At 51.2% G+C, this 18,291-nt stretch carries 20 protein-coding genes; 9 read left to right on the forward strand and 11 right to left on the reverse strand.

Annotated elements, in window-relative coordinates; genetic code table 11:
• Positions 1-310 precede the first annotated feature (310 nt).
• The 3 genes from AC5JLP_RS04580 to AC5JLP_RS04590 all read left to right on the forward strand — a co-directional run bounded on the left by AC5JLP_RS04580 (position 311) and on the right by AC5JLP_RS04590 (position 4,320).
• Positions 311-1,183 carry a peptidoglycan-binding domain-containing protein gene (locus AC5JLP_RS04580; protein ID WP_496066728.1) on the forward strand — a complete coding sequence of 291 codons (873 nt, stop codon included), beginning with the start codon at positions 311-313 and terminating at the stop codon, positions 1,181-1,183.
• A gap of 171 nt (positions 1,184-1,354) precedes the next feature.
• A complete protein-coding gene (locus AC5JLP_RS04585) occupies positions 1,355-3,487 on the forward strand; it encodes a GAF domain-containing protein (protein ID WP_496066729.1) in 2,133 nt (710 codons plus the stop codon).
• A 413-nt stretch (positions 3,488-3,900) separates the two neighbouring features.
• Entirely contained in the window at positions 3,901-4,320 is a 420-nt protein-coding gene (locus AC5JLP_RS04590) for a response regulator (RefSeq protein ID WP_496066730.1), read from the forward strand.
• A gap of 59 nt (positions 4,321-4,379) precedes the next feature.
• Here AC5JLP_RS04590 and AC5JLP_RS04595 read toward each other — a convergent pair whose 3' ends face one another.
• From AC5JLP_RS04595 to cysK, 7 genes are all read right to left on the reverse strand, one after another.
• A complete protein-coding gene (locus tag AC5JLP_RS04595; RefSeq protein ID WP_496066731.1) occupies positions 4,380-4,751 on the reverse strand; it encodes a Lin0512 family protein in 372 nt (123 codons plus the stop codon).
• A gap of 94 nt (positions 4,752-4,845) precedes the next feature.
• Positions 4,846-6,279 (reverse strand): FAD-binding domain-containing protein, encoded by a 1,434-nt coding sequence (locus tag AC5JLP_RS04600; RefSeq protein ID WP_496066732.1) that lies wholly within the window; start codon positions 6,277-6,279, stop codon positions 4,846-4,848.
• Between the two features lie 104 nt (positions 6,280-6,383).
• The gene (locus tag AC5JLP_RS04605; protein WP_496066733.1) at positions 6,384-6,932 is read right to left on the reverse strand and encodes an NUDIX hydrolase; all 549 of its coding nucleotides are present in this window, start codon (positions 6,930-6,932) and stop codon (positions 6,384-6,386) included.
• 101 nt (positions 6,933-7,033) lie between these two features.
• On the reverse strand, positions 7,034-7,543 hold the full coding sequence (gene folK, locus AC5JLP_RS04610) for a 2-amino-4-hydroxy-6-hydroxymethyldihydropteridine diphosphokinase (protein ID WP_496066734.1): 510 nt from the start codon (positions 7,541-7,543) through the stop codon (positions 7,034-7,036).
• Between the two features lie 36 nt (positions 7,544-7,579).
• Positions 7,580-7,786 carry a hypothetical protein gene (locus AC5JLP_RS04615; RefSeq protein ID WP_496066735.1) on the reverse strand — a complete coding sequence of 69 codons (207 nt, stop codon included), beginning with the start codon at positions 7,784-7,786 and terminating at the stop codon, positions 7,580-7,582.
• Positions 7,758-7,958 carry a hypothetical protein gene (locus AC5JLP_RS04620; protein ID WP_496066736.1) on the reverse strand — a complete coding sequence of 67 codons (201 nt, stop codon included), beginning with the start codon at positions 7,956-7,958 and terminating at the stop codon, positions 7,758-7,760. Before AC5JLP_RS04620 ends, AC5JLP_RS04615 begins: the two co-directional genes overlap by 29 nt.
• A 190-nt stretch (positions 7,959-8,148) precedes the next feature.
• Positions 8,149-9,111, reverse strand: a complete 963-nt coding sequence (gene cysK, locus AC5JLP_RS04625) for a cysteine synthase A (protein WP_496066737.1) — start codon at positions 9,109-9,111, stop codon at positions 8,149-8,151.
• A 308-nt stretch (positions 9,112-9,419) separates the two neighbouring features.
• Between cysK and AC5JLP_RS04630 the strand changes: the two genes are divergently transcribed.
• The 3 genes from AC5JLP_RS04630 (at position 9,420) to AC5JLP_RS04640 (ending at position 10,861) form a co-directional block, all read left to right on the forward strand.
• Complete coding sequence (locus AC5JLP_RS04630) at positions 9,420-10,007, forward strand: Crp/Fnr family transcriptional regulator (protein ID WP_496066738.1); 588 nt, start codon at positions 9,420-9,422, stop codon at positions 10,005-10,007.
• Between the two features lie 88 nt (positions 10,008-10,095).
• A complete protein-coding gene (locus AC5JLP_RS04635) occupies positions 10,096-10,707 on the forward strand; it encodes an HAD family hydrolase (RefSeq protein ID WP_496066739.1) in 612 nt (203 codons plus the stop codon).
• A 13-nt stretch (positions 10,708-10,720) separates the two neighbouring features.
• Complete coding sequence (locus AC5JLP_RS04640; RefSeq protein ID WP_496066740.1) at positions 10,721-10,861, forward strand: type II toxin-antitoxin system HicB family antitoxin; 141 nt, start codon at positions 10,721-10,723, stop codon at positions 10,859-10,861.
• Positions 10,862-10,926: 65 nt separating this feature from the next.
• On the opposite strand, the gene AC5JLP_RS04645 is transcribed toward AC5JLP_RS04640, so the two are convergent.
• The 4 genes from AC5JLP_RS04645 to AC5JLP_RS04660 all read right to left on the reverse strand — a co-directional run bounded on the left by AC5JLP_RS04645 (position 10,927) and on the right by AC5JLP_RS04660 (position 13,790).
• A complete protein-coding gene (locus tag AC5JLP_RS04645) occupies positions 10,927-11,130 on the reverse strand; it encodes a DUF6887 family protein (RefSeq protein WP_496066741.1) in 204 nt (67 codons plus the stop codon).
• Positions 11,127-11,312: a DUF6888 family protein gene (locus tag AC5JLP_RS04650; RefSeq protein ID WP_496066742.1), complete on the reverse strand. Its 186-nt coding sequence runs from the start codon at positions 11,310-11,312 to the stop codon at positions 11,127-11,129. The genes AC5JLP_RS04645 and AC5JLP_RS04650 overlap by 4 nt, the downstream gene beginning before the upstream one ends.
• An 81-nt stretch (positions 11,313-11,393) precedes the next feature.
• Positions 11,394-13,553, reverse strand: coding sequence for a polyphosphate kinase 1 (ppk1, locus tag AC5JLP_RS04655; RefSeq protein ID WP_496066743.1), 2,160 nt, complete (start codon positions 13,551-13,553; stop codon positions 11,394-11,396).
• 3 nt (positions 13,554-13,556) lie between these two features.
• A complete protein-coding gene (locus AC5JLP_RS04660) occupies positions 13,557-13,790 on the reverse strand; it encodes a hypothetical protein (RefSeq protein WP_496066744.1) in 234 nt (77 codons plus the stop codon).
• A 468-nt stretch (positions 13,791-14,258) separates the two neighbouring features.
• Between AC5JLP_RS04660 and AC5JLP_RS04665 the strand changes: the two genes are divergently transcribed.
• From AC5JLP_RS04665 to AC5JLP_RS04675, 3 genes are all read left to right on the forward strand, one after another.
• Positions 14,259-16,082: an FG-GAP repeat domain-containing protein gene (locus AC5JLP_RS04665; RefSeq protein ID WP_496066745.1), complete on the forward strand. Its 1,824-nt coding sequence runs from the start codon at positions 14,259-14,261 to the stop codon at positions 16,080-16,082.
• On the forward strand, positions 16,079-16,207 hold the full coding sequence (locus tag AC5JLP_RS04670; protein WP_496066746.1) for a hypothetical protein: 129 nt from the start codon (positions 16,079-16,081) through the stop codon (positions 16,205-16,207). The genes AC5JLP_RS04665 and AC5JLP_RS04670 overlap by 4 nt, the downstream gene beginning before the upstream one ends.
• A gap of 259 nt (positions 16,208-16,466) precedes the next feature.
• A complete protein-coding gene (locus tag AC5JLP_RS04675; RefSeq protein WP_496066747.1) occupies positions 16,467-18,266 on the forward strand; it encodes an FG-GAP repeat domain-containing protein in 1,800 nt (599 codons plus the stop codon).
• The last annotated feature ends 25 nt before the right edge of the window (positions 18,267-18,291 follow it).

Consider the following 18,291-nt stretch of genomic DNA (forward strand, 5'->3'; position numbering starts at 1 on the left):
GGTTTTAATCAAGCATCAGGCATCGTAACAAAACGTAGTCGCTGAGACCTTCGAGGTTCTGATCAAATAACGTCAGTCCTGATCTACATACAATTCAGACCAGAGCGTTTGCAAGCAATCTCCAAATCGATCGGGATTTAAGAGAAACTCTCTAGTTGCATTCAATGCTGACTCACCTATAGTAGCTCTAGGGTAAATTCGCTGGAATAGAACTGCTAATGGTAGCGTTCTTTCGATACCGAATCACCCTCCTCTACCACATTATTTTCTGCAATCAGTATTTTCAATTATTTACAGAAGGATTCCAGCAATGGATAAGATGCAGGCCGTTTCATCCAAACCTCAAACGCTCAATCTTTGGCTGCTTCGCCGAGTTGCCTTCAGCCTGATAGGCATGAGCTTCTGGTCTGCTGTGCTGCTTCATCACACCACAGCAAATGTATGCAGTCAGGTGAGCGCCGCCACGATCGATGCGGGAACTCCTACTGAAGCACTGCTGCGTCCAACGCTCAACCTGGGTAGCCGGGGAGCTGAAGTTACAGAACTGCAAGCCACGCTTCAATTGTTAGGGTACTACGGCGGCACAGTTGATGGCGTGTATGGACAAAGCACAGTTTCGGCGGTTTCCCAATTTCAGCAAGCAGCTGGTTTAAGCGCAGACGGTATCACTGGCCCTGCAACGTGGAATCGCCTCTTTCCAACTCCTGCGGAGTTGCCAAGTAGTGTGCCTGCCCCAGCCACGAGTGCTACACCAGCTCCAGGCGCAAATACGGCTAAAACCCCACCTGCCAGCACGTCCGCAGCTTCTTTCCCAGTGCCCGCAGGCGCAAGCCCAAACCCTGTCAGCACTCAACCTGCGACGAAGCCTCGTCCCGCCGTGAAGCCTGCTTCCAGTGCTACGACTTCAAAGCCTGGAACAACCACATCCCCCCCAACTTCAGCGACCACTACAGCCACAGCGACGAATACGTCTGTAGCGCTCCCCGTTTTGAAACAGGGCATGAAAGGGCCAGCTGTGGTTGCACTCCAAGAACGGTTGCGATCGCTCGGTGTGTTCAAAGGCTCTGCGGATGGTGTGTTTGGTGCCGAGACACTCGCTGCCGTCAAAGCGGCACAGCGCAAACTGAAGCTTGAGCCAGATGGAGTGGTGGGTGGCGGTACATGGAGTGCCCTACTGCGATGACACGCAAGCAACCAGCCTTGTTAAGCCTGAGATTCAGTAAATTTCGCGTAGCGATGCGATCGCTTCTCTCCATAGACTGAACGTAGCGATCGCAAATGTTCCGTTATTTCACGGAGATTCACGGACTTAGACGAGCCTGCGTCCGCTTCTCATCGTTGTGTTGAAGGGCTTATGGCTAAATGTGAGCGACCAGAATTAGCAGACAACAACTTAACTCAGGGCAACCTGCTGAATCGGATGACAAACCGGATTCGGCAATCGCTGGAGCTACAAGAAATTCTTGCGGCGACGGTGGCAGAGGTGCAATCTTTTTTGGGCACCGATCGCGTAAAAATCTACCGTTTTCAGGCGGATGGCTCCGGCCAAGTCATTGCAGAGTCAACCTGTCCGGGACGGTTGCCGCCTCTGATCGACTTACACTTTCCAGCGACTGACATTCCACCCTCATCCAGAGAGATGTTTGTCAAAGCACGTCAGCGCGTCATCGTAGACGTTGTCTCACAGAGCGCTACGCTCAGCCGCTTAGAACGCCCTCTAACCATAGGAGATTTGACAGTAGAAGACGTGCAAGCCTTGCCCATCGAAGATGTGTTGCACCGTCCCGTTGATCCATGCCATATTCAGTACCTCACGGCAATGGGGGTGCAATCATCGGTCGTGATCCCTATTTTTCATCGTCAGGATGTGTGGGGGTTGCTCGTCTCCCATCACGCGACCCCCAAGCAGTTTTCCGAAAAGCGGTTACAGACGGTGCAGATGGTGACTGATCATGTGTCTATCGCGATCGCGCAATCCCAACTGCTCACCAGCACTCGTGTAAAGGCCAATCGGGAAGCTGTCATCAATCAGATTTCAACGCTGCTACATTCGCCCATGCCGATTTATGAAGTGCTACAGCTTGTTCTAGAGCAAGTAGTGAAAGTGTCTCGGTGTGCGGCTGGTCGCCTTTACCTTGTACCCAGTGAAGCCGATGCCGTCATGCAGACGTATACGACAGGGTTACAGCCTGAGTACGTTGACCATCACCAACCGTTAGAAACAACGCCCTTTTGGCAGCAATTATTAGCGTCTGAACTGCCGCCACTCCGAACAGAACCATTTTTGGATGAGTGGGTTGAGCTGAATCTCGCTCAGGCTGATCAGCAGTGGTCAGCGCTACAAACCCATGCAGGCTGCCGCCCTTGGGTTGTGTCTGATCTCTACCAAGAGCCTCTACTAGAGGCTGTACAATCCTGTTTTCGCGATACCCGCATTCGCAGTTTACTGGTCATGCCCTTGCGCTATGGCGATTTGCCTCTGGGCTGCTTGACCCTGTTTCGGAATGAAATTGATACAAATACTCTCTGGGCAGGAAAATTTGATTCAGACGAGCGTTATCAACGTGTCCGTACATCCTTTGCCGCCTGGCAAGAGCTGAAATATGGACAGGTGCAGCAATGGACTGCCAGCGAAATTGAACTGGTGCGATCGTTGGGTACTCACCTGACAATGGCAATTATGCAAAATCGGCTCTACCGTTGTGAGCGTGAGCAGCGGATTCTTGTTGAGATGCGCAATCGTGAACTCAACGTCGCGCGGACATCGGCGGAAGAAGCCAGTCGCCTAAAATCGGACTTTCTCTCATCTACCAGCCACGAACTGCGCACCCCCCTTGCCTCGACGCTAAATTATCTTGAACTGCTGAAGCAAGGCTTATACGACACGCCAGAGGAATTGCAAGAATATATTGACGTTGCCTATCACTCAGCGGAAAACTTAGTTGATATCATCAACGACATCCTTGATATTGCCAAGATTGAAGCAGGGCGTATGAGTGTTCAATGGGAGCTTATTGACTTGCGATCGCTCGTCCAAACGCAAGCCGAGCTTTTCAAACTAGAGAGCCGCCAAAAAGGGATTGCTCTGTTGATTGACTGCCAGGTTGGGTATGTGCAGGCAGACACCGTCAAGCTGAGACAAATTCTGACCAATCTGTTAGCTAACGCCTTCAAGTTTACCAATGCTGGGCAAATTCAATTACGCGCGATACGACGCATTCAAACAATTGACTACATTCCTCAGCAAGTAGTTGAAATTTCGGTTGCGGATACGGGTATTGGCATCGATCGCGAACACAAAGACTCGTTGTTTGAACCTTTTGTGCAAGCCGACGGCTCCATTAAACGGCGGTATGGTGGGACTGGCTTAGGGCTAACCATTTGCAAGCGGTTAGTTGAGTTAATGAACGGGCAAATTTGGCTAGATAGCCCTGGAAAGGATCAGGGTACAACTATCACGTTTACATTGGCTGATCCGCCGAACTGACGCTCAGTGTATTCAACGCAAGTATGAAAGCGGTACGCCTTGAGCCTCGTTGCAAGGAGAGGCTCTTCCTCATGTCCCTTGGAGCTAGCCATTGCCAAGGTAAGAAATAACACAAAACTCACCAAGGCGTTTGTGAAGGCAACACGCATGGGCACACTTTATGCAATGAAGGGAGGAAATAGCTGCGGGAACGATTACCCACGCACTCATCGTCTCTCTACTTCTCAGCTCAAAGTTGACACTCTACTAGGGCTGTCATCAATGACTCATACACATGACTTGCAGCAAGGGTTCCAGCCCTTAGCCTTATTTGTGAGGACGGGCGCGGTAAGGCTGATAGGCAAGGTTTTTGAGCTTAATTGATGACGCGCCCTTGCGCCGCCTTTTCTTTTTGTACAACTGAAGGAACCTTTATGTGCGCCTGGCATGTACTTTTAGTGGATGATGACCAAACTTTAGCGAAAGGAACCGCTAAGTTGATTCAGCGATTAGGTAAGCATGACGTGACGATCGTGGATGAACCTGCTGATATTGTTCGGCATTGTCGATCGCAACCCACAGACATTGTTCTTATGGATGTCAACTTACCAGGAGCCGAATGGGAAGGGCAAACGGTAAGCGGTGCTGATTTGGCATCCTTCCTGAAGACTCATCCAGAAACAGCACACCTGCCCATTATTTTGGTTACTGCCTATGCCATGTTAAATGAGCGTCAGGCACTGCTTGAACAATCCCAGGCAGATGCACTCTGCGTCAAACCAATTACCGACTATCAAGCACTACTAAAGCTAATCGATCGTCTTTGCCTGGGAGAGATAGAGGATGAGGCATGAAGGGAGTGGAGTGAGGGAAGCAGGGGAAGCAGGGGGATGGTTCTGACCCCTAATTACCGTTATTCGCCCGACGTTTCAACAAACACAGTCACAGCCGCTACAGCAACTAGCATCTCGTCGTTTTTGTCGTTTAGAGAGGCGATCGCTCGTCCTTGCACCACCATGCCACCCGCCTCCACAGTGAGCGCTTTGCGCCCAAAGGGTAGCACTGCCAGCACATCTGCTTCTCGCACCTGATCGGGATAGGGTACGGCAACTTGCACTTCTACAATCATTTGATCCGGGTCGCTTAAGCCAGCGACCTCCCAGATGCCAGGGAGGGCGTTGTGTGCGATCGCGTTACGGACAGCGCGTGCGGCTGCGACGGTTGGTTCTTGGCCGTGTTGGTCAATGCCCATCCCCATTTCAATCACAAAGCGTTTACGAGCCATAGCAGCCTTTAATCTCTAGACATCTAAGTTCAATCTACAGCTTGGATGTCTGATCGTGATTCGTCATGCTTATTATCAACATTCATCTGACAGGTTATGCTTCTTTTTGTTGTTGATAAAGCGCCTTGAAGTGTTTCTGCTGCTGGTTATGATCAACGATCGGCGCTGGATACCCGCAGCGATCGCGCTCCAGAGGCAAAATATCGCCTGTCACCAGCGCTTCTGTATCAATGCCGCGGAGTTCTGGTAGCCATTGGCGAATGTATTCGGCTTCGGAGTCAAACTTCTTGGTTTGGCTGGCAGGGTTGAAAATACGGAGCGGCTTTGGGTCCATGCCGCTAGAAGCGCTCCACTGCCAACCGCCATTATTGGCAGAGAGATCGCCATCGTATAGCTTCTGCATGAAATATGCCTCGCCCCAACGCCAATCAACGATCAGGTCTTTGGTGAGAAAACTAGCAACAATCATACGGCACCGATTGTGCATCCAGCCGAGTTCGTTGAGCTGACGCATGGCTGCATCTACGATCGGATACCCTGTTTTACCGTCGCACCACGCCTTGAAATGCTCCGAGTTATTGTTCCAAGGAAAATTTTGAAAGGGTTTGCGATAGGCCCCATCTGCTAACTGTGGGAAAAAGTACATCACCGTCTGGTAAAACTCTCGCCATGCCAGTTCTTGCCGCCAAACGCGAATGCCGTCCTGCGCTTCATCACTACGAGCCTGTTCCATGACTGCCGCCGTTTTTGCCCACACAGTACGTACACCGATCGCGCCAAACTTGAGCGCTGCACTGAGATGAGAGGTGCCTTCAGCATTGAACGGAAAGTTACGTTGCTCCTGATAGTCGGTGATAGCGCGATCGCAAAATGCCTCTAAACGCTCTTGTGCAGCGGCTTCTCCTGGCTCCAACAGCAGGGGATTGTCCCAAACAAAGCCCAGGTCTTTGGCGGTTGGTAGCGCGATCATCCCCGCTTTTTGTGCCGCTTTTTGCTCCTTCTCGGTCAGTCCACTGGCGTTTTCTAGAGTCGGTGCAGGTTCTGCTTTCGGTTTGCTGCTCCAGTTGCGCCAGAAGGGTGAGTAGACGGTGTAAGGATCGCCATTGCCCGTGCGAATCTCGTCCGGTGCATGGAGAAGCTGATCCCAGAAGTTTTTGAACGGGATACCAGCCTGCTGGAGGGCTTCTTGCACGGCGCGATCGCGCTCCTGTGAATACGGCTCTACATCCAGGTTCCAAAAAACGGCACTGGCACTCAGGGCGGTTGCCAGATCAGGAATGCCACGCTGCGGATCGGCTTTGATGATTAAAAGTTGACTGCCTGCTTTGCTGTAGCGTTTTTGCAGTGCTTGCAAACAGCCAACCATGTAGGTCACTCTGGCAGGCGCAACGTCATCCCGCTCTAAAAGATTGGGGTCGAGGCAAAAGACGCCCACAACCTTAGAGCTTTGTTCACGAGCCGCTGCCAGACCAATGTTATCCGAGATGCGTAAATCTCGACGGTGCCAGAAGAGAATGAGGTCAGACATGAAGTGCTAATCGTTTTTAGTTTTTAGTGGTTGGTTGTTAGTGGTTGCCTCTTGGTTATTAGCTGGAGTTGAGTGACTAACAACTAAAAACTAACTGCCAACAACTATGACAAAAAGGGACGCGCCAACACAAAACTGCAAATCGATTTTGCGTCGGCAATATCTCCAATTTGAATGGCTTTTTCAACCTCAGCCACTGTCATAAGGATGGTTTCAATGTCCTCATCGGCATCTTGTCCCGGTGGGTTTTCAAGCAGCGTTAAATCTTGAGCAAGAAACGCATAGATAATTTCATCCGAGTAACCGGGAGCCACAAAAAATTCGCCCAGCTTTTGCCAGCGATCGGCATGGTAGCCCGTCTCTTCTTCAATTTCACGATGAATCGTTTCTTCGGGTGTTTCACTTGCTTCGACTGTACCCGCAGGAAATTCCAGTAGCCGCCCCTGCACCGCAAACCGATATTGCTTGACCAGCACGAGCTTGCCATCTTCAGTCACGGGAACCGCCAGTGCTCCTCCAGGATGCCGAATACACTCCCACTCGCCCTCGTTGCGGTTGGGCAACCGATAACGACTGGCTTCAAAGGCAAACTTGCGCCCCTGATAGAGTAGGCGCTGTTTGAGAAGTTGGGGCGGTTCGCGACCGAGGGGCATGGTAGGAAGGGAGTGGGGGAAGAAAGGTGAAAGGGGGCAGGGGAAGCGGAGGGAGCAGGGAAAGCGAGTTTAACGGCCATCCTACCCTCTGCCTTCTGCCTTCACAAAACAAGTCTGACTTCTGAACAGTCTACCGTTTGTACTAATTCTGCGATCGCTTTTCCTGAAATTGGCTCAATCCAGGTCGGGGCGATTTCTGCTAGCGGCACTAAGACAAACGCTCGCTCTGTCATATGGGGATGGGGAATTTGCAAATCAGGAGTGTCCAGAATCACATCATCAAACAACAACAAATCCAGGTCAAGGGTGCGTGCGCCCCAGCGTTCTCGACGAACGCGACCAAATTTGGCTTCAATTTGCAACAGCGTTTTCAGCAAGGCGTGGGGCGTGAGCGTGACGGTCAGCAGTGCACACCCGTTAAGGTAGTCAGGCTGCGGGGGGCCAACGGCTTTCGTCCAATACCAGTGCGCTCGCACCTCCAAAGTAATGCCCGGAGACTGTGCCAGAACCTTCAAAGCCGCTTCTAACGTGACCAAAGAATCGCCGAGATTGCTACCAAGCGCGATCGCGCACCGAGCAGACTTTCCCGACAGACACGATGCCTCTGACATTTCAAAACTTCATCCTTCATCCCTCTGCCTTCTCCCCTACCGCACTACCATCAAAATTGCTGTTCCAAGGCTGAGCAAAATCAGCACCCACAGCACAGAGCCTGGAATGAAGGTCAATAGCCCAATGCCCCGCAGTACCCAGACTAAAAGGGTCATCGCCAGCACAGCTAGAAATGCCACCATCGTTGGTTTGAGCGATCGTCCCATCATTCTCTTACCGTCGTTGACTACTGCGAAGCCCACCCAAAATACCCATTCCTACAGACAACAGCAACAGTGCCCAAATGACGTAGTTTGGCAGCGTTGTCAGCACGCCAAGCCCCTTCAGCACAATGAGAACCGCCATCAGCACCAGCATAATGCCGATGATGTACAGAAGGATGGATATGCCTACATTATTTGGACTGCTACTCACAACCTTGTCTCCTCAAACCGCGACGGCACCCAACCATTGTGGCACGTCAGGGGTGAGGGATGGGGAGTAGGGGAGGTTAGGGGAGCAGCGGAAGAAGGGAGAAAGTTTTGAGGTGCGAGTTGCAGCAGTTGCTTGTTACTGGTTGTTGTTAACGGCGTTGGCTCTCCTCCTGCCTCTTTCCGCCTTCTGCCTAATTCAACACCGCATACTCAACGGCTGCCAGATCCTTAAACAAGGCTGTGCTGAGGTAGCGTTCACCAAAGCTGGGTTGAATGAAGACGATGAGTCGATCGCGGTTTTCCTCTCGCTTGGCAAGCTGAATAGCCGCATAGAGTGCCGCACCAGATGAAATGCCGGACAGCAAGCCTTCTTCTCTGGCAAGGCGACGAGCATAGGCGATCGCATCCTCATCGGCCACTTGAATCACCTCATCCACCAGATCGCTTCGATAAATGGCGGGCACAAACCCAGCGCCAATGCCTTGAATCTTGTGCGGACCTGCTTTGCCACCTGTTAACACATGGCTGCTCAATGGCTCGACTGCTACGGCTCTAAAGCTGGGCTTGCGCGACTTCAGTACTTCGGCAACGCCTGTAATGGTGCCACCTGTGCCCACTCCAGCGACGAGAATATCGATCTGCCCCTCCGTATCGGCCCAAAGTTCTTCCGCCGTGGTTTCGCGGTGTACTTTAGGGTTTGCAGGGTTACGAAACTGTTGCAGGATGTAGGCATCGGACGTTTGTGCCGCGATCAACTCTGCGCGTGCGATCGCCCCTCGCATCCCCTCTACACCGGGCGTTAGCTCCAGTTGTGCACCGTAGCCACGCAGCATCGATCGCCGTTCCAGGCTCATCGTATCGGGCATGGTGAGAATAAGTTGATAACCTTTGGCGGCAGCAACCATTGCCAGTGCAATGCCCGTATTACCGGATGTTGGCTCGACGAGAATTGTCTTTCCCGGTGTAATCAGGCCAGCCTCTTCCGCCGCCTGGATCATGCTCACCCCAATGCGATCCTTAACCGATGCCGCAGGATTCATGCCCTCTAGCTTTACTAGAATCTGCGCCAAAGCTCCTTCTGCCTGCGGAATTTTGTTCAGCCGTACTAAGGGAGTGTGTCCAACCAGTTCTGTAATATCGTTCGCAATACGCATGGAGTCATCCTTAGAAGCTAGACATAGAGAATTCTTGGCAGATTTAACGTTTGACGCTCGTTCCAAGAGCAAGTCATGGTAACCATTTGAGCTATATCTGAAATACATCGGTTATTCTATAAGTTTACTGTACTTTGCGCTCTGTCGGCAGCTAAGATCGCGTCTTGATGACAATCTATAGCTTGACATTCGCGGCAGAATAAATGCTTGAATGTCGATCGTAGAGCAACGGTGCCTTCACGTTTCATCCTACCGTTGACATTTGCACAAAGTATCATTAATCTATCGAGATACTGTACTTTAGTTGTATGTCACTCTCCTCTCTCTATCCTATCCAGGCGTCTGATGTGGTTACACAGCAATTTTCTCCGCGATCGCTGTTACCCCTGCGACAGGCCAGTCTATGGAAGATTGAAACTGGGGTGGTGCGGACAATTACCTGGCTGGAAGATGATACGATCGCGGCTACTGGGTTATGGGGGCCGGGTGATATCGTGGGTAAAGCCCTATCAAAGGTGGAGCCGTATCAGCTTGAGTGCTTGACGAAGGTAGAGGTCTCTTTATTGCCCGTCAGTCTTTTGCATCAAGAAACAGAGGCACTGCTTCGCCACATGCAGCAAGCCGAAGAATTTTCGCTCATTCGCAGCTACCGCAAAATTGATGCAATGGTGATTAAGCTGCTGGGCTGGTTGGCGAAGAAGTTTGGTCGCGAGGTGGAAACCGGGCATTTAATCGATTTGCGGTTGACCCATCAAGATATTGCTGAAATGTTGGGGACGACTCGTGTCACCATTACTCGCACCCTCAGCCAATTTGAGCAGCAGGGCTTGATTCATCGCTTACCCCTGCGCCGTATTGTGCTGAAAGAAGATGAAATTTGGCACTATGAGATCTAGTCGTGTGGATTTGAGTCCTCGTTGTGAAGCTGTGAGAACACATCAAGCCGTGCCATTGTCTACCATGAAGTTGGTTTCTTGATATGGAATGATGGTCTCTACGATCGCGCCAACGCCACCCTACAAAGCGCTGATTTTTGATTGCGATGGCACGCTAGCCGACACGCTGCCCGTTCACTACCAAACGTGGTCTGCTGCCTTAAAAGCGGTGGGAGCCGATCTTTCGAAAGACTGGTACTACGCATACTGTGGTACGTCTGCGGAAGAAATGCTGGAAATCCTCAAAGCGACGTTTGGCTATGAGTTTGATTCCACCGCTGTCATCACTGGAAGACAGCCGCACTATCGGGCGCTTACTCACACCATTAAGGAAGTGCAAGCCGTTGCAGACATTGTGCGTCACTATCACGGCAAAGTGCCAATGGCGGTTGCCTCTGGTGGAGAAAGGGCGGTGCTGGAAGCAACGCTGGGTGCGATTCAACTTCACCACTATTTCGATGCGATCGTGAGTATTGATGATGTCGAGAAAGGCAAACCAGAACCGGATATCTTCTTGCTGGCGGCTGAGCGCTTAAACGTTGCACCTCACGACTGCATCGTTTACGAAGATACCGATACGGGCTTAGAAGCGGCTCGCCGTGCTGGAATGCGATCGATCGACGTACGGACTGTCGTGCAATCAAAAAGCTCACTTAAGTAATACCGGGACGACCATGCATAACGAGTTCACCGCAATTATTGAAGCAGCAGCAGAAGGTGGGTATTTCGCGTATTGTCCTGAAATTGTCGGTGCCAATGGGCAAGGTGAAACGATCGAGGCATGTCGTCAAGATCTAGTGGCGGTGTTGGCGTAGCCTCTCTGAAAGAGAATCGCGCTCATTCTTGACGATCGTCGTGAGGATGCGTTACAAGTTCTACACTAGCGATCGTGCCCCATTTGAGCCTCAATTGCTGCAACCAATTTTTCTTCCCAAGCTGGATCATTCGGTTCTATAACAGTGTTGGAAGGACGAGAATGTCGTCGATCCATGTATGTATAGAATGCCGTTTGATCATTGCGATGAGTGAGCATGTAGCGCTTTAACTCTTGATCATCCATTGCAGCATAATTGATCTCTGTCATGGCTCAATCCTTCCGTCTAGTTGAATCTCAAACTCAATTTCTTCGCCGTTTCCCGCTAACATAAACAGATTCCAAGTTCTTTCATCTAGACGTACGATGTGAATAGGTTGAAACATCATGTTAGTCAACAAATGACAAAGCCGATACAAGCTCTGTAGCTGTGCTGTCGTCGGTTCTCTCATGTGTTCATCATAACGAAGTCTGAATGACGGTCAATTGAATGTGACTCATTGAACCTGTCTGTTGCCAAGCCATCATTTAACCTACTGCTGTTGCGCCAGTTCCATCAAGATGCGCTGGGAGCTTTGTTCGGGAACGCCTGCTGGGGGACAGCGTTGAATGTAATGTCCATCGGGTTGCAAATCCCATGCCTGGCGGTTATCGGCAAGGAGGATGCCCAAAATTTCTTGCAAATCTTTAGCAACAGTGGGGTCATCAATGGGGACGACGGCTTCTACGCGGCGATCGAGATTGCGGGTCATCCAGTCAGCACTGCCAATGAAAACTTCTTCCTGCCCCTGATTGTGAAAGTAGAAGATCCGGGAGTGTTCGAGAAAGCGCCCCACAATGCTGATGACGCGGATGTTTTCGCTGATGCCGGGTACTTGGGGACGCAAACAGCACATCCCGCGCACAATCAGATCAATGTGCACGCCTGCTTGAGAGGCTTCGTACAGCGTCCGAATCATTTCTGGATCGACCAATGCATTCATTTTGGCGACGATGCGGGCATGGTGTCCATTGCGGGCATGTTCGCTTTCGCGGTGAATGAGCGATCGCATGCGATCGCGTAAATTCACAGGGGCTACCAGCAGTTTGCGATAGGTCTGCTGGCGCGAATAGCCCGTCAAATAGTTGAATAGATCGGTGAGATCGGCTCCTAAATCATCTCGACAGCTCAGCAAGCCGATGTCGGTATACAGGCGAGCGGTTTTGGGGTTGTAGTTGCCTGTACCGATGTGGACATAGCGCCGAATGCGTCCCTCTTCTCGTCGCACAACCAGCATGACTTTGGTGTGCGTTTTTAGCCCGACCAAACCATAAACCACGTGAACGCCAACATTCTCAAGCTTGCGTGCCCAGTTGATGTTGTTTTCTTCGTCAAAGCGGGCCTTGAGTTCCACCAGCACAGAGACTTGTTTGCCGTTTTCTGCCGCTGCAATGAGTGCATCTACGATCGGCGAATCGCCAGAGGTACGGTAGAGCGTTGTTTTGATCGCCAGGACATCGGGATCATGCGCTGCTTGCGTGATAAAGCGCTGTACCGTGTTGGTAAATGAGTTGTAGGGATGGTGCACCATCAGGTCTTGTTTGCGGATGGTGGCAAATAAGTCATCTTCCAGATCGAGCGCCGTGCGATCGGGTTCCATCCCTCGTCGTAAGCGAGATGGCAAAGTCGATCGCCAAACCGGATCTTTTAGCTCTGGCAGTGGCAGATTAGTCGGCATAAACAAGTCGCTCAGGCATAGCAACCCTTCGACCTCGTAGACATCATTCTCCGCAAGATCCATTTCCTGCCGTAGGGTGTCGCGTACCAATTCGGGCATCGAGGCGTGTACTTCTAAGCGCACGATCGAGCCACCAAAGCGTCGTTTACGCAACTCTTGCTCGATCGCCAGCAGCAAATCGTCTGCTTCGTCTTCGGCCACTTCTAAATCGCCATCGCGGGTAATGCGAAACGGATAATATTCCTGAATATTCATGCCTGGAAACAGGCTCCCTAAATTGTGAGCAATCACTTGCTCTAGGGGTACTGCTGTCCACGTTGCAGGCACATCTTTTTGCTGCCGCCGTAAGTGTTCTGGCAGAGGCAAAAAGCGCGGCAAAATTTTGGGGACTTTCACCCTGGCAAAGAGTTCTTCCCCTGTCGCTGGATCTTGAATGACGACCGCTAGATTGAGACTGAGGTTGGAGATGTAGGGGAAGGGATGCCCAGGGTCGATCGCCAGTGGTGTCAGTACAGGAAAGATTTGCTCTTCAAAATACGTTTGTAGATACGTCCGTTGTTCTTGATTGAGATCGATATAGTCAAGAAGATGAACCCCCTTTGTCGCTAGCTGGGGACGCAGTGCGTGTTCAAAATGTCGATGCTGCTGTGTCACCATTGGATGCAGGCGTTGGCTAAGCAAATCCAACTGTGCTTGCGGTGTGAGTCCGTCGGCTGATTTGCGGGTGACTTTGGCGCTTACTTGCTCTTTTAGTGCTGCCACTCGCACCATGAAGTATTCGTCTAGATTTGAGCTAAAAATCGCCATGAATTTCAGCCGTTCTAGCAAAGGCGTGCGTGGATCAAACGCTTCGTGCAACACCCGGTTGTTGAACTCTAACCAGCTAATTTCGCGGTTGAAATAATACTGAGGATCACTGAAGTTGATCTCGGTTGACGGCTGCTTGTCTGCAACCACCTTTCTACGCCTTGTCATGATTTAACCAAACACCTCATCTTCTCTGCCTATCCACCACTCACCGAGGTTCATCATATCTTGATGAATATCTGCCAACGTTTGCTCGTACTCGTCAGCAGAAAGATGGTCTCGCTGATCTTGCAGCTTTTTTAAGCGCAGTTGCACAAGCAGCCAGGGTTTGGTGATGCCGTTGGTTTGTTCGATGTAACGAGCAAGCTGTTCACTTGGCAGATCTTGAGGCGAAGAAGGATTCATGGGTCGTTGGTATGTGGCGCTAAACAGGGCGTGTCTACTCCATCGTATTACTCATGTTTGAAGAAAGTGAAGCAAACTTTCGATTAGTTGCCAGCAGCCAAAGGTTCGTGTAATCAGAGCGATCGCACAATCATTGTGGTTGGATACGATGCGATCGTCAACGTGTTTGCATGGCAACGTTTAATCATTGAGTAGGCTGATGAATGGGGTGATTAACAGGTTCCTACAAGCCTGTTTTTGCGGAACCAAACGCATGCAGCGCTGCTTTCCACCAAGGATGCTTCTTCTTGGTAACGCACATTCAGTGCCGTGGACAGGAAGGAGCTGTATTGCGTTTAATGCACATCCTTCGACGTCGGTTCCGCTAGCAAAGCACCTAGACTCTCACACCAACTTTATATTGATTGCTTATTTTTTTGCCATAGCAGAGTATGGATCTCGGCGAGATACTTTAGGAACGACTGCCTTATGCCTGCGACCAGTAGCAGCCTTAATTTACAACAGGACTTAGTTTTCCGGAATCCACTGACCGGACAGAATGCTATCTGGCTGATGCACGGTACTACCCTGGATGTGGGACGATACACAACACCCGTCGCCAGCGACAATTGGTCATTGTCCGGAGCGGGTGATTTCAACGGGGATGGTAACTCTGATCTGGTGTGGCGTAACAAAGCCACGGGGCAGGATGCGATCTGGCTAATGCGTGACACCACCCTGTCCAGCAGTGTATATACAACACCTGTTGCGGATCTGAACTGGCAGATTAAGGGCACTGGCGACTTCAATGGTGATGGCAACTCTGATCTGGTGTGGCGTAACCAAGCCACAGGAGAGAATGCTATTTGGCTGATGAGCGGCACCACCTTGTCGATCGGTGTAATTACGACACCCGTAGCGGATTTGAACTGGCAGCTTGTGGGCATGGGTGACTTCAACCGTGACAGGAACTCTGATTTGGTGTGGCGTAACCAGGCTACTGGGGAGAATGCTATTTGGCTGATGAGCGGCACCTCTCTATCCAGCGGGGTGATAAGCACCCCGCTGGCGGCTCTGGACTGGCGGATCGTCAGTACGGGTGACTTTAACTATGACGGCAACTCTGATTTGGTGTGGCGCAACCAGGCCACAGGGGAGAATGCGGTATGGCTGATGAACGGCACCTCTCTATCCAGCGGGGTGCTGATTACCCCGGTTGCGGATGCAAACTGGCAGCTTGTAGGCACGGGTCGGTTTTCCCTTTTTGCGCCAGCGGCCTATTACATGGCAGGAAACGATCCAAATGGTGTTAGCACAGGTGATTTCAATGGCGATGCTAAGGCAGACTTAGCTGTGACGAATTTCGGTAGTTCTACAGTGACGGTCTTGCTGGGCACTGGCACTGGTACCTTCCCAACGGCGGTGGACTACTTTGTGGGAAACAATCCTCGTGGTGTCATCACAGGTGATTTCAATGGCGATGCTAAGACAGACTTAGCTGTGACGAATGGTGGCTATGCTGTTGACCAAGTTTCGGTGCTGCTGGGGAACGGGAATGGTACCTTCCAAGCAGCGACGAACTATGCAGTGGGAAACACTCCTTTGGGGATGATTACGGGTGATCTCACGGCGGGCGATTTCAATGGTGATGCTAAGACAGACTTAGCCGTGACGAATTTTGGCTCCAACACGGTTTCTGTACTGCTGGGCAATGGGACTGGTAACTTTCAAACAGCGGTGAACTACACGACGGGCAATTCTCCCTTAGGGATTGTTGCGGGCGATTTCAATGTGGATGGCAAGACGGACTTAGTCGTAACGAATTTCGACTCCAACACAGTGTCGGTGCTGTTGGGGACTGGGACTGGCACCTTTCAAACAGCGGTGAACTACGCGGCGGGAAATACTCCTTTTGGTGTGACTACAGGCGATTTCAATGTGGATGGTAAGACGGACTTAGTTGTGACGAACTTGAACTCCAACACGGTGTCGGTGCTACTGGGGACTGGCACTGGTACCTTTCGAGCAGTGGTAAGCTATGCGGTAGGAAGTCGTCCACGCAGTGTTGTCATTGGCGATTTCGATCGCGATGGCAAGATCGACTTAACTGTGGCGAATGAGAGTTACCCCGTTTTGTCAGTGCTATTGGGAAATGGCAATGGCACCTTCCAAGCGGCAATCAACTATCAGGCAGCAACCAGTCTCTTTGGTATCGTTGCTGGTGATTTCAATCGCGATGGCAAGATCGACTTAGCTATGACTGAAACGCTGCCAACCCTCAGAAGTGTAGTGGTGTCGTTGAACCAGTCGTGACGCAAGAGTGTGAAGCGATCGCGCCTCGCCTTCATATTGCTCAATGCAATGATTGCACTGCCATTGTGGTTCGATACGATGCGATCGTCTGTCAGAGCATTCGTATTGCACCGCTTGAACGTTGAATCAGTCGCTGGGCAAATGCTGAGAAACGTTAGACGGAAGACGAGGGCCGCACTCGTTTTGATGGTATAGCGCAAATCTCCGTAACGGGTATGACGTGTCTTGTATTCAGTCCCGTAGCAAGGAAATGAAAAGGGTCTGGTGCTTAACTGGTCGATACCTGAATGCAAACTTGCTCAAGTCTCAACCTCGCCACAGTGACTTCCGCTTCTTTGCTCAGATCTTTAGCCCCAAGACTTAGATTTCAGGAGACGCTACTCTATGCCTGCTACCAATACCAGTCTTGACTTAGGACAGAACTTGCTTTTCAGAAATCCACTGACCGGAGAGAATGCCATCTGGCTCATGAATGGCACCACTCTAGAGGTTGGAAGATTTACAACCGCCGTACCAGATTCAAACTGGAAACTAGCTGGAGCGGGCGACTTCAATCAGGATGGCAGCTCCGATCTGGTATGGCGAAACGAGGTCACAGGGGAAAATGCCATCTGGCTCATGAGTGAAGCGTCTCTCTCCAGCGGCGTGTTCATCACTCCAGTAGCAGATTTGAACTGGCACATTGTGGGAGTCGGCGACTTCAATCAGGACGGCAACTCTGATCTGGTGTGGCGGAATGGGAGCACAGGGGAGAATGCGATCTGGCTGATGAATGATACCTCTCTCTCTAGCGGTATGTACACAACACCGATCGCGGATCAAAACTGGCAGATTGTAGGCACGGGTGACTTTAACAACGACAGAAATTCTGACCTGGTGTGGCGCAACCAGACCACAGGGGAGAATGCGATCTGGCTGATGAATGGGACTTCTCTTATCAGTGGTGTGATTATTGATGAGGTAGTAGACCCGATCTGGCAGATTCAAGCCACAGGTGACTTTAACCAGGACGGCAATTCTGACCTGGTGTGGCGCAACCAGGCGACCGGGGAGAATGCCATCTGGTTGATGCATAGCACCTCTCTGGCAAACGCCGTGTTGACTACCCCAGTACCTGATCAAAACTGGCAGATTGTCGGTAGCGGCACGTTTTCCCTCTTTGCTCCAGCGGTTAATGATCCCGCAGGAAGCTTCCCCTATGGTCTTAGCGCGATCGACCTCAATGGCGATGGTAAGCTTGACGTAGCCGTCACAAACCGTAGCACCGACACGGTTTCGGTACTACTAGGAAATGGAAACGGCACCTTTCAACCAGTGGTTAACTATGCTGTAGGAAGGGTTCCATCTGGTATTAGCACCAGTGACTTTAATGGTGATGGTAAGCCAGATCTGGCAGTGACAAACATCATCTCTAACAACGTCTCGGTGCTACTGGGGAACGGGGATGGCACCTTCCAGGCAGCAATTAACCATGCTACAGGCGCAAACTTCGCAGGTATCAATACCAGTGATTTTAACGGCGACGGCAAGCCAGACTTGGCAGTGACGGCCAGTTCCAATAGGGTGTCGGTGTCGTTAGGAAAGGGGGATGGCACCTTTCAACCAGCGGTCAACTATGCCGTAGGAAGTGTCCCCTTTGGTGTTACTTCAAGCGATTTGAACGGTGACGGCAAGCTTGATTTAGTAGTGGCAAACAATGGCACAACAGCTAATACCGTTTCGGTGCTACTAGGGAAAGGAGATGGCACCTTTCAAACGGCGGTTGACTATGTGGCAGGCAGCAGCCCAGGCGAACTCAGTGTGAATGATTTCAATAACGACGGTACGCTTGACCTGGCAGTCACAAATCCTGGTGCCCAAACGGTTTCGGTGTTGTTGGGAAACGGGAATGGTACGTTTCAAACGGCAGTCAGCTATGCCGTCGGTAGCCTTCCCTTTGATATCAGTGCAGGCGATTTGAATGGCGATGGCAAGCTCGACCTCGCAGTGACGAATGCGTCCTCTGGCACCGTCTCGGTACTACTGGGGAATGGCGATGGCACCTTCCAGACGGCGCTGAATTACACGGTGGGGAAAGATCCGTTGGGTCTTGGTGTGGGCGATTTCAATGGCGATGGTCAACTCGATTTAGTCGTGGCAAATAATGGTTCCAACACGATTTCGGTGTTGCTGAATCAGGCGTAATGTAATCAGCGATCGACGGCTATGG

It is taken from the genome of Stenomitos rutilans (genome assembly GCF_059505485.1).

Coding starts and splice junctions, on each gene's coding strand:
- AC5JLP_RS04630 (WP_496066738.1), top strand. CDS start 9,420: ATGTCACTCTCCTCTCTCTATCCTATCCAGGCGTCTGATGTGGTTACA.
- ppk1 (WP_496066743.1), bottom strand. CDS start 13,553: ATGACAAGGCGTAGAAAGGTGGTTGCAGACAAGCAGCCGTCAACCGAG.
- AC5JLP_RS04635 (WP_496066739.1), top strand. CDS start 10,096: ATGATGGTCTCTACGATCGCGCCAACGCCACCCTACAAAGCGCTGATT.
- AC5JLP_RS04605 (WP_496066733.1), bottom strand. CDS start 6,932: ATGCCCCTCGGTCGCGAACCGCCCCAACTTCTCAAACAGCGCCTACTC.
- AC5JLP_RS04595 (WP_496066731.1), bottom strand. CDS start 4,751: ATGGCTCGTAAACGCTTTGTGATTGAAATGGGGATGGGCATTGACCAA.
- AC5JLP_RS04640 (WP_496066740.1), top strand. CDS start 10,721: ATGCATAACGAGTTCACCGCAATTATTGAAGCAGCAGCAGAAGGTGGG.
- AC5JLP_RS04590 (WP_496066730.1), top strand. CDS start 3,901: ATGTGCGCCTGGCATGTACTTTTAGTGGATGATGACCAAACTTTAGCG.
- AC5JLP_RS04675 (WP_496066747.1), top strand. CDS start 16,467: ATGCCTGCTACCAATACCAGTCTTGACTTAGGACAGAACTTGCTTTTC.
- cysK (WP_496066737.1), bottom strand. CDS start 9,111: ATGCGTATTGCGAACGATATTACAGAACTGGTTGGACACACTCCCTTA.
- AC5JLP_RS04645 (WP_496066741.1), bottom strand. CDS start 11,130: ATGACAGAGATCAATTATGCTGCAATGGATGATCAAGAGTTAAAGCGC.
- AC5JLP_RS04580 (WP_496066728.1), top strand. CDS start 311: ATGGATAAGATGCAGGCCGTTTCATCCAAACCTCAAACGCTCAATCTT.
- folK (WP_496066734.1), bottom strand. CDS start 7,543: ATGTCAGAGGCATCGTGTCTGTCGGGAAAGTCTGCTCGGTGCGCGATC.
- AC5JLP_RS04600 (WP_496066732.1), bottom strand. CDS start 6,279: ATGTCTGACCTCATTCTCTTCTGGCACCGTCGAGATTTACGCATCTCG.
- AC5JLP_RS04650 (WP_496066742.1), bottom strand. CDS start 11,312: ATGAGAGAACCGACGACAGCACAGCTACAGAGCTTGTATCGGCTTTGT.
- AC5JLP_RS04585 (WP_496066729.1), top strand. CDS start 1,355: ATGGCTAAATGTGAGCGACCAGAATTAGCAGACAACAACTTAACTCAG.
- AC5JLP_RS04660 (WP_496066744.1), bottom strand. CDS start 13,790: ATGAATCCTTCTTCGCCTCAAGATCTGCCAAGTGAACAGCTTGCTCGT.
- AC5JLP_RS04665 (WP_496066745.1), top strand. CDS start 14,259: ATGCCTGCGACCAGTAGCAGCCTTAATTTACAACAGGACTTAGTTTTC.